At 61.3% G+C, this 12,412-nt stretch carries 13 protein-coding genes; 8 read left to right on the top strand and 5 right to left on the bottom strand.

Features of this window, described 5'->3' with window-relative positions; translation table 11 throughout:
* The first annotated feature begins 298 nt into the window (after positions 1-298).
* The 8 genes from AC1DKY_RS10685 to AC1DKY_RS10650 all read left to right on the top strand — a co-directional run bounded on the left by AC1DKY_RS10685 (position 299) and on the right by AC1DKY_RS10650 (position 6,373).
* On the top strand, positions 299-685 hold the full coding sequence (locus AC1DKY_RS10685) for a hypothetical protein (protein ID WP_441603988.1): 387 nt from the start codon (positions 299-301) through the stop codon (positions 683-685).
* 97 nt (positions 686-782) lie between these two features.
* Complete coding sequence (locus AC1DKY_RS10680) at positions 783-1,094, top strand: hypothetical protein (RefSeq protein ID WP_441603987.1); 312 nt, start codon at positions 783-785, stop codon at positions 1,092-1,094.
* A 64-nt stretch (positions 1,095-1,158) separates the two neighbouring features.
* A complete protein-coding gene (locus AC1DKY_RS10675; RefSeq protein ID WP_441603986.1) occupies positions 1,159-1,680 on the top strand; it encodes a demethoxyubiquinone hydroxylase family protein in 522 nt (173 codons plus the stop codon).
* Positions 1,681-1,743: 63 nt separating this feature from the next.
* A complete protein-coding gene (locus tag AC1DKY_RS10670) occupies positions 1,744-2,220 on the top strand; it encodes a hypothetical protein (RefSeq protein WP_441603985.1) in 477 nt (158 codons plus the stop codon).
* Positions 2,221-2,309: 89 nt separating this feature from the next.
* Positions 2,310-2,672 carry a hypothetical protein gene (locus tag AC1DKY_RS10665; RefSeq protein WP_441603984.1) on the top strand — a complete coding sequence of 121 codons (363 nt, stop codon included), beginning with the start codon at positions 2,310-2,312 and terminating at the stop codon, positions 2,670-2,672.
* Positions 2,673-3,053: 381 nt separating this feature from the next.
* The gene (gene dcp, locus AC1DKY_RS10660; RefSeq protein ID WP_441603983.1) at positions 3,054-5,264 is read left to right on the top strand and encodes a peptidyl-dipeptidase Dcp; all 2,211 of its coding nucleotides are present in this window, start codon (positions 3,054-3,056) and stop codon (positions 5,262-5,264) included.
* A 368-nt stretch (positions 5,265-5,632) separates the two neighbouring features.
* Complete coding sequence (locus tag AC1DKY_RS10655; protein ID WP_477179921.1) at positions 5,633-5,980, top strand: hypothetical protein; 348 nt, start codon at positions 5,633-5,635, stop codon at positions 5,978-5,980.
* Between the two features lie 120 nt (positions 5,981-6,100).
* Entirely contained in the window at positions 6,101-6,373 is a 273-nt protein-coding gene (locus AC1DKY_RS10650; protein ID WP_441603981.1) for a hypothetical protein, read from the top strand.
* Positions 6,374-6,464: 91 nt separating this feature from the next.
* Here the strand turns inward: AC1DKY_RS10650 and AC1DKY_RS10645 are convergent, their stop codons facing one another.
* From AC1DKY_RS10645 to AC1DKY_RS10625, 5 genes are all read right to left on the bottom strand, one after another.
* On the bottom strand, positions 6,465-6,860 hold the full coding sequence (locus AC1DKY_RS10645; protein WP_441603980.1) for an STAS domain-containing protein: 396 nt from the start codon (positions 6,858-6,860) through the stop codon (positions 6,465-6,467).
* Positions 6,850-9,174 carry a SpoIIE family protein phosphatase gene (locus AC1DKY_RS10640; protein ID WP_441603979.1) on the bottom strand — a complete coding sequence of 775 codons (2,325 nt, stop codon included), beginning with the start codon at positions 9,172-9,174 and terminating at the stop codon, positions 6,850-6,852. Before AC1DKY_RS10640 ends, AC1DKY_RS10645 begins: the two co-directional genes overlap by 11 nt.
* Before the next feature lie 313 nt (positions 9,175-9,487).
* The gene (locus AC1DKY_RS10635) at positions 9,488-9,814 is read right to left on the bottom strand and encodes a hypothetical protein (protein ID WP_441603978.1); all 327 of its coding nucleotides are present in this window, start codon (positions 9,812-9,814) and stop codon (positions 9,488-9,490) included.
* Between the two features lie 93 nt (positions 9,815-9,907).
* A complete protein-coding gene (locus AC1DKY_RS10630) occupies positions 9,908-10,351 on the bottom strand; it encodes a MarR family winged helix-turn-helix transcriptional regulator (protein WP_441603977.1) in 444 nt (147 codons plus the stop codon).
* A gap of 208 nt (positions 10,352-10,559) precedes the next feature.
* A complete protein-coding gene (locus AC1DKY_RS10625; RefSeq protein ID WP_441603976.1) occupies positions 10,560-12,236 on the bottom strand; it encodes a PQQ-dependent sugar dehydrogenase in 1,677 nt (558 codons plus the stop codon).
* Positions 12,237-12,412 lie beyond the last annotated feature (176 nt).

The raw sequence follows: 12,412 nt of genomic DNA, 5'->3' as shown, positions 1-12,412 counted from the left end.
GGACCGGACGATCCAGCGCCATACATAACCATGAAACAGTCAGGGGCGTCGCCGAGTGACGTCTTCACGAAGGCACGCGAAGACGGATTCCGAAACTTCGAATGCACGCTTTTGGTTGCCGGCGTCTTTGACCTGAGTCTCTATGAGGCAAGGCAAGTGGCGCACGAAATCTATCGTCGCAGTGCGGCCTCTGCGCCACCTGCCGAATAGGTCCGCTTCCGACCCAAAGCCGACACGGTGGTAGCGGGACAGGGCATCGGGAAGCCCGGAGCATTGCTGTTCTAGGGGGGGATCAAATATGAGGATTCACACGTTTTGTCCGGTATGTCAACGTGCCATTGACGTCAGGGTTCTGGACTTTGTTCCATCGCGTTTTTGGAAGGATTTTCAGTGCCCGCTGTGCCATGAGTGGTTGGCATGTGGTCTCTGGGCGCGATTGCTTTTTGGCGCTGTCACACTGGGAGTGTCTGGCCCACTCTTCGTCTTTGTGGCGCAGTCGATCGACCGCAGCGGAATGTCTGAATGGAGGCTTTTTCAAAGCGACGATGGGAAAATGCTTGGCGTCATCTTCGCCGCAAGCATCATGGTGTCGCTTGCGGCTTTCGGAATATGGTGTGGCGCCTTCACCATTGGCAAAGTATCAAAACTTAAGAAAGCACCTTCTGCGCCGCCCTTGGGGTGGTGATGCGACCTTGAGTGGCCGCTTCCGACCCACAGTGGACATCCCAGCTTTCAGTTTGGAGGGTGAACCAATGGATCGCGCAAGACTTGTTGGAGAGTTGTTGAGCTACGAGCGCCCCGTGAGGGATGTTCTTGCTGATCTAGCTGTATACGGCTGGGATAGCGATGAACCGCTTGCCGAACTTAAGGAATCGCACATCCGGAATGTCTTGAGTCGCTATATACAGGCGAAGTTGTCAGCTGCGCAGCTTGAAGAGTGGGCGAATGCCATCGAGTGTCGAGAGGACATTGACTATGAGCCTAGCTCGCCTCAGGGAGAAGCCATTTTTGAACTGGCCAATCCCGAGTTGACGGCACAGCTCACTCCGGCGCGGGCAGAGCAGCTCTTGCAAGGTCTATCTGACCACTCGTAAGGTCCGCTTCCGACCCAAATCGGACGTAATGGATATAGGCTCAGTGGCACGCAGGGAGGGGCGAATGACTCGGATGGACCTGGGAAGTCGAATCCTGAAGGTGGATCACGCCGGTGAGTTCGGTGCGATATCCATCTACACCGGCCAGATTTGGATGGCGAGTATCCGGGCTCGCGACCTAGTTCCAGAGCTCATCGAATTTAGGTCCCACGAACGTGGCCATCGCGCGATCTTTGCTGCCGAGCTTGAACGCAGGGGGCAGCGGCGATGCAGAAGTTACGCCCTGTGCGGAGCGGGCGGGTTTGTACTGGGTGTTATCACCGGATTGGCCGGACCTTCCGCAATATCTGCGACCACTGTAGCTGTGGAAAGCGTGGTGCTTCGCCATCTGGAAGAACAACTGCGGACCTTGCAAGGTGTAGACAGCGCGGCCGTTGCTGCAATCTCTTCCATTGTCTCTGAGGAAAGGGAGCATCACGACCGATCTTTAGCGCAGATTCCTTCTGGCAGCATTTGGTATCGCTCATTGCGCCCGATCGTTGAGCGAGCTACGGAGGCGGTTATCTGGCTTGGAATGAGGCTTTGATACCATCAGGAGTGTCCGCTTTCGACCCGTAGCGGACCTCAAGTTTTCAGGGGAGAGGGTTCTATGCGACTTGGGTATATCGGGACCGTGGCTGGGGCTTTCGCGCTTTCGACAACGGCCGCTTGGGCGACGCACGATGTACGCTGCCTTCAGGGACGTGTTCAGGCGAAGTCCGCATATCAGGAGCTTGTCCTCTCCTATGACGGATCATCGCTCACCGAAATTTCCTTCCAGAATGAAATTGGACCGACTCTATCGGGGAGCTACTTTGGATGTTCGCTTCACGCGAGCCGCCTAAAGCCTGGCCAGAGCGACGCCTGGTCGGTAAAAGGAGGCTTGGCAAAAATTGAGCTTGCGTCTTCCATTTCCCCGGGCCAAATGGCTGCAGAGATTCTGGTTGATGACACCGGCGAACAAATCGTGGCTACGTTCAACGTAAGCGAAGTGATGGAGTTCTGCGGCGCACAGGCCGGCATCCCAGAGCACATTCAGGTCGACAAAAAGACAGGGCAATGTCTGTTCGACGGGCCTCATCTGTGATGTTTGATTGGGCGTGATGAAAGGTCCGCTTTCGACCCAAAGCGGACATGCGCCGAGATCGCTTGCGGCTACAGTGAGGAGAGTTAGGGATGCCCCAAACCAACAAGATAGGCCGTCGCCGGATTAGCCAGCTGCTGGCCTCGTTGTTAGGTTTCGCCATGACTATGGGGTGCAGTCAGCTCAACCCGTATGTGCGAGCGACGCCGAACATGTTGGAAGCCCCTAATGCCACGCTTTGTTGGGCGCCCAAAGAGGCGCCGCTACCGATCTCGAAAGACAGTTGCGACAACGGATTGGCTGATGCGAGCCTGAAGGCCTGCGCAGACCAGTTGGAGCGATCGTCACACTGGTATACGCCAACAGAAAGCGTCGATGACAATATCCTGCAATGCATGGACGGCAGAGGTTGGAAGCGAGCGATCCTACAGGGCTACCTCGTTACGCGAGGGTGACATGTCCGCTTTCGACCCGAAGCAGACCCCAGCCGCCAGTTCGTCAAAAGTGCTCACCTCTCAACCATTCTGCAGCGATGTTGCAGTCGGTCACCGGTGGCCGGGGCGTGGTGATCGCGCGTAGCGTCATGGTCACTGGCGGGCTGGCAGCAGATGGGCTCATCCGCTTGATTGGGAAGCTGAAGCTGGCGTCGCAACGGGCGCATTGCGGGGCTGTCGGGCCGAAAGTTCCTGGCTGCCCGGCATCGCGACATTTCGCGAATGGTTGGTAATGGAGGGGCGGCGGCCTGCTGAATAGGTGCGGGCCTGACTTTCGACCCATGGCAGGCGAGGCAAGGTGTGGTTAGGTGGGGGTTTGTGCAGTCCACCGGGGAAGTCCTGATGCCACGCCTTCGTACGCTCGTCATAGCCACGTCCATTGCTCTGGCTGCCTGTTCGCAGCAATCGAACGATCAGGCCGCGCCGCCTGGTCCTGCTACCGCCGGCACCGCGCCAGCCAAGGCGTCCTCGGTGGCGCCGGCCGCCGAGGTCAATGCCGTCAATCCGTTCCTCTCGCCCAGCACGCTGCCGTTCGAGGCGCCGCCGTTCGACAAGATCAAGGATGGCGACTACCAGCCCGCGCTGGAGGAGGGTATGAAGCAGCACCTGGAGGAGATCAACAAGATTGCCGATAACCCGGATGCGCCGACCTTCGAGAACACCTTTATCCCCATGGAGAAGTCGGGGCAGCTGCTCTCCCGCGTTCGTCGCGCGTTCTTTGCGGTAACGGGTGCCAACACCAACGACGTACTTCAGAAGGTGCAGCAGGACGAAGCGCCCAAGTTTGCGGAGCATCAGGACGCCATCGTCCTCAACGACAAGCTCTTCAAACGCATCCAGACGATCTACGACCAGCGCGATTCGCTCAAGCTCGACCCGGAATCCAGGCGCCTGGTAGAGGTCACCTACAAGAACTTCGTGCGCGGCGGCGCGAAGCTTTCCGATGCCGACAAGACCAGGCTCAAGGACCTCAACAAGGAAGAGTCCGGCCTGCGCGCTCAGTTCACCAAGAAGCTGCTGGCTGGCACCAAGGCCGGTGCGCTGGTGGTAGATGACAAAGCCAGGCTCGACGGGTTGTCCGATGGCGATATCGCCGCCGCATCGCAGGCGGCAGCCGGTCGCAAGATGGATGGCAAGTGGGTGATCCCGCTGCAGAACACCACGCAGCAGCCGGCGTTGCAGAACCTCAACGATCGCGCTACGCGCGAGCAGTTGTTCAAGGCGTCGTGGGATCGTGCGGAAAAAGGCGACGACAACGACACGCGCGAGTTGATTTCCCGCATCGCGCAGATCCGCGCGGAGCAAGCCAAACTGCTGGGCTTCTCCAGCTACGCCGCGTGGAAGCTGGAAGACCAGATGGCCAAGACGCCGGAAGCGGCGATCACCTTCATGGACAAGCTGGCCCCGGCTGCCACGGCACGCGCCGAGCGCGAAGCCAAGGACATCCAGGACGTGATCGACCAGCAGAAGGGTGACTTCAAGGTCGAGGCGTGGGACTGGAACCACTACTCCGAGCAAGTGCGCAAGGCCAAGTACGATCTGGACGAATCGCAGATCAAGCCGTACTTCGAAATCGACAACGTGCTGCAGAACGGCGTGTTCTACGCCGCCAACCAGCTCTACGGCCTGACCTTCAAGGAGCGCAAGGACATCCCCGTCTGGCAGCCTGACGTGCGCGTGTTCGAAGTGTTCGACAAGGACGGCACCTCGATGGCGCTGTTCTACTGCGACTACTTCAAGCGCGACAACAAGCAGGGTGGCGCCTGGATGAGCAACCTGGTGGCGCAGTCCAAGCTGCTGGGCACCAAGCCGGTGGTGTTCAACGTCGCCAACTTCACCAAGCCCGCGCCGGGTCAGCCGGCCCTGCTGTCGTTTGACGACGTGATCACCATGTTCCACGAGTTTGGCCATGGCCTGCATGGCATGTTCGCCAATTCGCAGTATCCGAGTCTTTCGGGTTCGGCAACGGCGCGCGATTTCGTGGAATTCCCCTCGCAGTTCAACGAGCACTGGGCGACCGATCCGAAGATCTTCGCCAACTACGCGAAGAACTATCAGACCAAGGAGCCGATGCCGCAGGAACTGGTCGAGAAGCTCAAGAAGGCCAAGACCTTCAACAAGGGCTACGACATGACCGAACTGCTCGGTGCTGCGTTGCTCGACATGAGCTGGCACAGCCTGAGCGCGGATGCGCCCAAGCAGGATCCGGACAAGTTCGAGACGGATGCGCTCGCCAAGGCCAAGATCAACCTGAGCTACGTGCCGCCGCGTTATCGCTCCAGCTATTTCCAGCACATCTGGGGCAACGGCTATGCCGCCGGCTACTACGCCTACTTGTGGACGGAAATGCTGGCCGATGACGCCTTCCAGGGCTTTGTCGACAAGGGCGGCTTGACCCGCGAGAACGGTGACCGCTTCCGCGCGATGATCCTCTCGCAGGGCAACACGCAGGACCTGGCCACCATGTACAAGAACTGGCGCGGCAAGGATCCGAGCATCGAGCCGATGCTGCTCAACCGTGGTCTGAAGGAAGCGCCGCCGAAGAAGCAATGACTTCCAGGCGTTGAAACAGGAAAGGGTCGGCTACGCCGGCCTTTTTCCTTTTGGACGGCCATCAAGAACGTTGGCGACTTTCGGGCGAGCTGCCGGGTTCGGAGTGGTTGAACATCAAGTCCGACAAGAATGGGGTGCCCCGTCCATGCCGCAGCGTGGCCGGGCCAATCCCGGCGGATTGCGTGATAAATGGAAGCGTCTGACAATCGTTGTCGACGGAGCCACTGTAGGGGCCCGTGACTGGCTATGACCACAGGGAGTGTCTCGCCATGCATCGATGTGCACAGGGTTTAATCGTTTCGTCTGTTCTTTTCGTCGCCACTTGCGCCATGGCTCCGTTCGCCTCCGCGATGCCGGCGGTTGCTGCAATGACGCCGATCACAACCGTCGGTGTGACCTTTGTTCGCGGCGGCAAGATAGTCAACCAGACCTCGCTATCAGTCCCTGACGATCAACCGTCGGAGTACGCCTCAACGGATTCCGTCGAAGGCGACCATGCCGCCTTCCGGGTGCGCGTGTCGATCAGGCGGATTTGCAAGGACCCCAAGCAGCTGCATGTTTCGCTGATGACCGAAGCGGTCGCTCCCAATGCTCCCGGCACTCCCTCTGACAATGCGTGGTCTGGGTGCATGGAGCTTCCCGGCGATGAAACCAGGACGATACGCCTGGGCGGACAGTGGCAAGTGCAGCTGCTGAAAGGCGTCGAGCGCTCCTAGGGTGACAAGAGCGGCTCGCATGTGACGCAAGCCCTCGCGGCCTGCCATGGGGCCGCTGACGGGCAGACATGATCAGCGGCGCGAATAAGGCGCGATGAAGCACACGGGGGGAACGCGAGGATGGAAAGCGTATTTGTCGTCCAGCATAGGCACACTCTTCCAGGCGGCATCGAAGATTGGAAGATGATCGGCGTCTATCGCACCCAAGTTGCTGCGCATGCCGCCATTGACCGTCTGGCGGTGCTGCCGGGCTTCGCCAATCATCCGAACATCATTGACCCCCATGCTGCAGACGATGAAGACGGCTTTGACGTCTCAGAGCGCCTGTTGGACAGCGACAGCTGGACAGAAGGGTTCGTAACCATGGTCGGTGACCAGGAGTATGTCCCCTAGCCATGCATGATTCCGGCCCATGGCGAAAAGCTCATGGCCTCAATTCGTGGCCCCATGACTCCTGCCGGACCCCATCGTAATCACCCATGCGTCAGGGATCGCCGGCCGGGTCGTCACCGGTGATGTTGCGTTGCATGCGGTCGAGATACTCATCGAGTTCCCGCGCGTCGGCAAACACCTCGTTCACCGGCACCGCTTTGACGATGTCAAACACTTTGCGCACCTGCGGCTGGGGATTGAGCAGCAGCGTGTGTCCGTTGCGTGCACGCATGGTTCGACGGATCTTGGCGATGCTGCGCAGGCCGGCGCTGCTGATGTACCCAAGTTCGGATAGGTCCAGCACGATCGTGCTTTCCTCAGGGACGCGCGGGAGCAGGTCCAGCATGGCCAGATCGAAATCATTGAAAGTCTGCGCGTCGAGCCGGCCATGGAGATGGAGGATGGTTCGCTTGGGCGACTCGTTTTCAACGTTCAGGCTAAACGTCATGGTCTGGCTCCGGTCGTGCGGGATGGAGGAAGCGTAGCTGCAAGTGGTTGCCATGCTCGTCATGGCTGTAGCTGAGTTCGCTGGCCATGGCGCGCACGAGGTGGATGCCCAGGCCGCCGACTTCGTCGGCGTCGGCAACATCGCCGGTGAGCGCGGGCGTGGGTACCTGCAAGGGATCGAAGGGATGTCCATCATGGTGGAGATCGATCAATACGGCGTCGTCGCCCAGACGCATGTGCAGTTCAATCTTGCGGTCTGCGCCGCCTGCATGACCGTGCTGCACCATGTTGACCATGAGTTCCTCCAGCACCAGCCGCACGTCGTCCCGCACGGCGGGCGACACGCCTTGGTCGCGCAGCGAGGTGTCGCAGCGATCAAGCGTGTCAAACACATCGTCCATCGACGCATGGATGGTCAGCTCGAGCATGAGTGCATTCCCGTCGGCAAGGGCATGATGCCAGTTCAGGGCGAGGACGGTGATGTCGTCGGCTTGCCCTGCGCCTTCGGCGAAACGGTCGACCTCGGCCAGCAGGCCGGCAGCAAGATCGGCGGCGGATCCCGACGGGGATCGCCCCAGGCAGGCCAGCATGCGTTCGGCGCCGAACAACTGCTGATCGGTGTCGGTCGCCTCGGTGATGCCATCGGTGTAGAGCAGCAGAGTCTGGCCGGGGCCCAGGCGCAGTGTACGCGGCGGATAGCGGGCCTCGTCATCAAGGCCGAGGGCGGCGCCGGTATCCAGTTCGATCAGGCGGACGCCGTCCGCGTCGCAGAGCACGGGCGGTTCATGGCCCGCGCTGGCCATCACCAGTTCTCCGGTCGTGGTATCGAGCATGCCGCACAGCAGGCTCACGAACATGCAGCTGTCGTTATTGCGGCAGAGTTCGACGTTGAGCATCGACAGCAGGTGCTGCGGCGAGCGCGCTCTTGGCGCCAGTGCCTTGGCGAGCGTGATGGTGCGCGCCATGAACAGTGCGGCGGGAATGCCCTTGTCGGACACGTCGCCCACCATCACGCAGAAGCGCCGCTCGTTGAGCATGAAGTAGCTGTAGAGATCGCCGCCCACAGCGCGGGCGGGTCGAAGCAGCGCGTGCAGCTCGAAGTTTTCGCAGTGCGCGTCGAGGTAGTGCTCGCCCGGCAATAGCGCCGTCTGAATCTGGTGGGCGATGTCCAGCTCGCTGGCCAGGCGCTGCTGTTCCTTCGCGTTGCGGGTGAGCTCGGCGATGTGCAGTGCCAGCTCCGTGCGCATGCGGTCGAAGGCCTGGGTGAGGCGGCCGACCTCATCGGGGAAGCGGGGAGGGGGCAATTCAAAGGTCAGTGCGCCGCGTGCCACCTGCTCGGCGCGCGAGGCGAGCATGCCCAGTGGGGTCAGGATGCGTCGCGTCACCGCCAGCGTGATCACCGCCAGGGCGAGCAGGGCGAGCAATCCCAGCAACAACGCTTGCATGAAAGCTTGCCGCACGCCGGCGTAGATCTTGGTCTCCGGTATGGCGAGGCCGAAGCGCCAGTGCGTGCCTTCGACGGGCACGAAGTAAATCCACACCGGCTTGCCTTGAGCCTGCGGGTTCTGCGCGACGGCAAGCCGTACGCGGCTGGCCTGGTGACTGGCCAGCGCCTCCAGCAAATTGGCCTGCCCACGCTTGCCGACCAGGGCAGGGTTGTCGTGGGCAAGGTACGCGCCGCTTTCGTCCAGCACAAAGGCATAGGCGCCAGCGGGCTTGCCGAGCTCCTTCAAAATGCGGCTGAGCCAATCCAGGGAGACGTCCGCGTTGACCAGGCCCGTCGGGCGGCCGCCGCTGCTGATGGCCACGGAGTAGTTGATCATTTCGCGCTGACGCGACTGCGAATAGAAGTGGCGTTGCCAGCAACCTTGCGCGCAGCTCAGGCCGGCCTGAAACCAATTCGTGTCCCAGTACGGGTTGTTGTCTTTGCGCAGGTCACGCCAGCCCAGCGAGCCGTCGTCCTGACGATTGATGAAAGGCGACACGGTCGGGTTGTCAGCGGTGGGCACGAAGGCCACGGCCAGGCCGGAAAGATCGGCATTGCGTGCGAGCGCGCCGCGCAGCGTGGCCTCGGCGCCGTCCGGATGCGTGCCCACCACAACGGCCAGGGTCTGGGCGGTGTCGGCTACGCGCGCCAGGCGCTGTTCGATCCGGTTGCCCGCCTCATTGGCGAGCGCCGTCGCTTCGCCATGCGCTTTCTCCAGGATTTGTCCGCTGACCCGGTAGAACAGCACGCCGCCGGCAATGGCCAGCACCAACACGGAGCCGGCCAGCACCCAGAGAGACAGCCGCGTAGCGATGCTGCGCAAAACCATGGCGAAACCCCTGTAGACCTTGCCATTCAGCCATGCGCGGCCCGTTTCGGCAAGACAGCCGGATGACCGTTGTGCGCTGTGACGCATTTGCTCTCAGGCCGTGCGTGTTGGCCTTGCACCCGAATTCAGAACGCGCGCGACTGGGATGACCGCCTGCGCCGCGTTGGCGGAGCCGCTATGGGCGAACATCGGCGTCGATGTCGCACATTTGTCGCTGTAGTAGATGGTTTTGAATGTCCGTTTTCTAACCGGGGCGGACATGGATTACGAACCATTCCCTAGCCTCCCGCGGGCGCAGGAGGCGCATGCAAGATCAACTCTGCAGGTTGCCGCCATTGAAGCGACCGAATCGCTTGGCCAGCGCAAGACTGATCAGTAACGCGCCAAGTCCCAGCGCCACCATGGGTTGCGCGTCGCGGATATCGAGATTGCCTACGCGAACAAGCAGAAGATAGGCGAGCACGAAATTCACGAAGCTCCAGATGACGTTGATCGTCGAAGACGACAGGCCCTCACCGCGTGGGCGGGCGAACGGCGACTGGAATGGACGTCCGGAGATGCCCCAGACAAAGTGAGGAAAGGCATTGGCGAGAAACACGCCGCCGAAGAAATAGGAAAGATCGTGAAGCCACGTGACCACGATGTCACTCCTTTGCAGGTTGTAAGGCGTTGAGTGCCGAGAAGACACATCCACCCAGTTGACGAACTACGCGACGAACCCGGCAGCGTTGGGTTATGGCTCGCCCAGGCGTTTGATCAGCGGGATCGCATCCAGAATGGTTCGCTGTTCGTCGGGCTCAAGTCGCATCAATGCAGCAAGCAGCCATTCGCGCTTGGCGTGGCCGCGTTTGCGTCGAACGTCGACGCCTTTGCCCGTCACTGCGAAAAGAACTTGGCGACCGTCGGACGGATGAAGCTTGCGCTCCACTAGTCCCTCCTGTTCCAGGTTCGCGAGAACCGTTCGCATCGATTGGGGCTTCATCGATGCGGCGCGCGCGAGATCCGCCGTGCTCATGGGGCCGTGCAGATCCAGCTTCTCCAGTACACCGGCTTGCGAAAGATTGAGTTCATCCGTGGCCGTCTCTGACCGCAGGCGGCGTAGCAACTGCCCAACAGCCGTCGCCAGTTCATTGGCTGCCGATGCCATGGTGGCTTTGGAATGGGGTGTCTTGACCATGGGGCGAGTCTAGAGATTGACAGTTTAACTTGCAAGTTAAACTGTCAAGTTTACGTCACCCGGGGAAACGACTGGGTGGATGAGTACCCAACCATTGCAAGGTGGTTTTGGGCATCTGGATCGCGTGGGCCGGGGTCCGCTTCCGGCCCATCGATACTTTCGCTAGGTCGAACCGCCGTGGCGACGACCACGGGGGCGGCGATCGCCCTCAGCCCCCGCCGTAGCTCACCCGCCAGATCACATTGGACCCATCGTCACTGACCAGCAGCGAGCCATCGCCTGCCGTGGTGATGCCGACGGGGCGACCCCAGGCCTGGCCGCTGGGCAGCACGAAGCCGGTGAGGAAGTCCTCGTAGTCGCCGCTGGCACGTGCGGTGCCGTGGCGCGGCACGCGGATCACTTCGTAACCGACGCGTGCGGAACGGTTCCATGAGCCATGCTCAGACGCAAAGATGTCGCCGCGATAGGCCTCGGGGAATTGCGCGCCGTCATAGAAGGTGAGTTGCAGCGAGGCGTTGTGGGGATTGAGCAGGACATCGGGCACGATGGCCTTGCTGGCCAGCTCCGGATGCTTGCCGGCGTGGCGCGGGTCCTGGTGGTTGCCGATGTACCACCATGGCCAGCCGTAGAAGCCGCCTTCCTGCACGTGGGTGATGTAGTCGGGCACCAGGTTGTCGCCCAGGCCATCGCGCTCGTTCACCGAGCACCACAACTCGCCGCTCCTGGGATCGACCGCGAGCCCGACGGCGTTGCGGATACCGCTGGCGAAGATGCGCATATCCGAGCCATCGGGCTTGAATACGAGGATGTCGGCGCGGTTCTTTTCTTCCGGCGTGGTGTCCGTATCGTCCACGTTGGACTTGGAGCCGACCGAAACGTACATGCGCGCGCCGTCCGGCGAGAAGGCGATATCGCGCGTGGAGTGCCCGCCGTCGCTGTGCGGAAGGTCGGCGATGTGTTCGGGTTTGCCGGACGCCTGCACATCACCGTCTTTGTACGCGAAACGCACGACGGCATCCGTATTGCCCACGTAGATCCATTGCGGATGGACGGCCGGATAAAACGCGACGCCGAACGGCTGGTTGAGTCCGGTAGCGTAGACGTGCGTTTCCTTCGGATGGCCATCGGCGGTGACGCCGCGGAACATCGTAATGCGGCCCGCCCCGGTCTCGGCCACGAAGACATCGCCATTGGGCGCCGTACGCAGCAGGCGTGGATTGTTCAGTCCGGTGGCGAACAATGCCACCTTGAAACCCGGCGGCGCCTTGGGCCACACATCGGCCGGGCGCGCCACCAGCTGCGGTGCATTGCCGGCCGACTTGGTGGCGTAGGGCTTGGGCAGGTCGGCCGCCGTGATCTTGCGGCTGGTACCCGGCGATTCGTAACGGAAATCGGTGAAGGGCGGCGTCGGTGCGGGCCAGTTGCCCGGCGTCATCGAAGCGACGGCCTTGGGTGCGTCTGCGGCGGCCTTGCCGGGTTCGAGTGAATCCAGGTACGTCACGATCTTCCAGCGCTGGTCTTCGCTCAGCGAGTCCCATGCAGGCATGCCGTTGGACACGTCGCCGTGCGTGATGAACCAGAACAGTGCGCCGGGCGGAGCCTTCTTCACCGTTGTGCTCGCCAGCGGCGGCACGTTCCCGTTGCCCTGTGCAGCCGCGCCATGACAGGCCGCGCAATACGAGCCGAACAGCGTCTTGCCGTCGTTGGCCGCGTCAGCCTTGCCGGCGTAGGGATTGGGCGTCTTGTCCGTGGAGGCGGGCGCATTATGGAAACGCGCCAGGTCCTGCTGGGCCAACGCATGCATTGAAACAATGCCGATCAACGAAGCGAGCGCCAGGAGCGTGCCGGCACGGCGGGACTTGGGGGCGGGCCTTGAGCCGTTCATGTCGTTCCTTGGGGGTAGGGCGGAAGCACTGTCATGTAAAAGTCATGGGCCATCAAACGGACGTCCAGATGACATGACGAGGCTGCAAGCATGCCCTAGCGCGCGTGCAAGTGGCGCATGTCGCGGATGACATATTTGTCACTTGCATCCATCGATGTCTATTCGTGATGATAGTC

The organism is Dyella sp. 01N448, from assembly GCF_056399225.1.
Note: the sequence above shows the minus strand (reverse complement) of the source record. Positions and strands in the feature narration are given on the sequence as shown.

Bases quoted from the DNA above. Each gene is read 5' to 3' on its own strand.
- AC1DKY_RS10685 (WP_441603988.1), top strand. From the start codon at position 299: ATGAGGATTCACACGTTTTGTCCGGTATGTCAACGTGCCATTGACGTC.
- AC1DKY_RS10630 (WP_441603977.1), bottom strand. From the start codon at position 10,351: ATGGTCAAGACACCCCATTCCAAAGCCACCATGGCATCGGCAGCCAAT.
- AC1DKY_RS10665 (WP_441603984.1), top strand. From the start codon at position 2,310: ATGCCCCAAACCAACAAGATAGGCCGTCGCCGGATTAGCCAGCTGCTG.
- dcp (WP_441603983.1), top strand. From the start codon at position 3,054: ATGCCACGCCTTCGTACGCTCGTCATAGCCACGTCCATTGCTCTGGCT.
- AC1DKY_RS10655 (WP_477179921.1), top strand. From the start codon at position 5,633: ATGACGCCGATCACAACCGTCGGTGTGACCTTTGTTCGCGGCGGCAAG.
- AC1DKY_RS10670 (WP_441603985.1), top strand. From the start codon at position 1,744: ATGCGACTTGGGTATATCGGGACCGTGGCTGGGGCTTTCGCGCTTTCG.
- AC1DKY_RS10640 (WP_441603979.1), bottom strand. From the start codon at position 9,174: ATGGTTTTGCGCAGCATCGCTACGCGGCTGTCTCTCTGGGTGCTGGCC.
- AC1DKY_RS10625 (WP_441603976.1), bottom strand. From the start codon at position 12,236: ATGAACGGCTCAAGGCCCGCCCCCAAGTCCCGCCGTGCCGGCACGCTC.
- AC1DKY_RS10650 (WP_441603981.1), top strand. From the start codon at position 6,101: ATGGAAAGCGTATTTGTCGTCCAGCATAGGCACACTCTTCCAGGCGGC.
- AC1DKY_RS10675 (WP_441603986.1), top strand. From the start codon at position 1,159: ATGACTCGGATGGACCTGGGAAGTCGAATCCTGAAGGTGGATCACGCC.
- AC1DKY_RS10645 (WP_441603980.1), bottom strand. From the start codon at position 6,860: ATGACGTTTAGCCTGAACGTTGAAAACGAGTCGCCCAAGCGAACCATC.